The sequence below is a fragment of the Streptomyces flaveus genome, assembly GCF_014647675.1.
Classification (GTDB): Bacteria; Actinomycetota; Actinomycetes; order Streptomycetales; family Streptomycetaceae; genus Streptomyces; species Streptomyces flaveus.
The window spans coordinates 1-685 of record NZ_BMPQ01000097.1 but is presented as its reverse complement, the minus strand read 5'-3'; the positions used below and the strand labels follow the sequence as shown (position 1 = coordinate 685).

General features: G+C 70.7%; 1 protein-coding gene. It reads right to left on the bottom strand.

Features of this window, described 5'->3' with window-relative positions:
- Window positions 1-612, bottom strand: a 612-nt coding sequence (locus IEZ21_RS46945) for a DUF2207 domain-containing protein (RefSeq protein WP_189327920.1), incomplete at its 3' end; no start/stop codon positions are given.
- Window positions 613-685: the final 73 nt, after the last annotated feature.

The following is a 685-nucleotide window of genomic DNA, read 5'->3' as shown; positions in this document are numbered from 1 at the left end:
CTCGTGCGCCTCCAGCCCGTCCTGAGCCACGACCAGCTGCCCCGGTACGGGCTGCCGCTGCGTCGCACATTCCTCGTGCGAACCGGACGATCCCGCCACGCAGCTCGGCCGCTCCAGGGCGTACGGGACGGCCAGGTGCACGTCGATGTGCCCGACGGGCACGTCCCACTGCGTGCCGACGGCGTCCCACGCCAGCTGCTCCTCGTCCCCGAGCCGCGGCAGGGTGTACTCGATCCGGTACCGGTGGGTCCCGGTCACCGTCGCGTCGGGGTCACCGATCACGATCTGGGTGCCCACCGTGTCCTCGACGCGGTAGGGCACCGGCTCGCCGTCCGCCGTGACGGATACCTCGCTGACGTCTCCGCGTTCCTCCCTGGGCACGTCACGGTAAATGCCGTGCCGCTGCTCACCGTTGAAGTCGTAGTCGATCACCTCAGTTATCCGGGCCGTCCCGTCTGCACGTATCTCGGCGCCGACCCACATCCGGGCAATCCGCTCCCCGGGCTCCCCGAGCACCGCGCCCAGCAGCCCGACCAACCCCACCAGCACCGCGCCCACGAGCAGCAGAACGGCATCCCGCCGCCTCCGCCACCCCACCGACCTGGCCCTCATCCGGGCCCCCTCCCCGTTACCCGTCACCGGTCAGGGGAGGACGATACAGGCCACGTATTGCGCAACAGAGGTG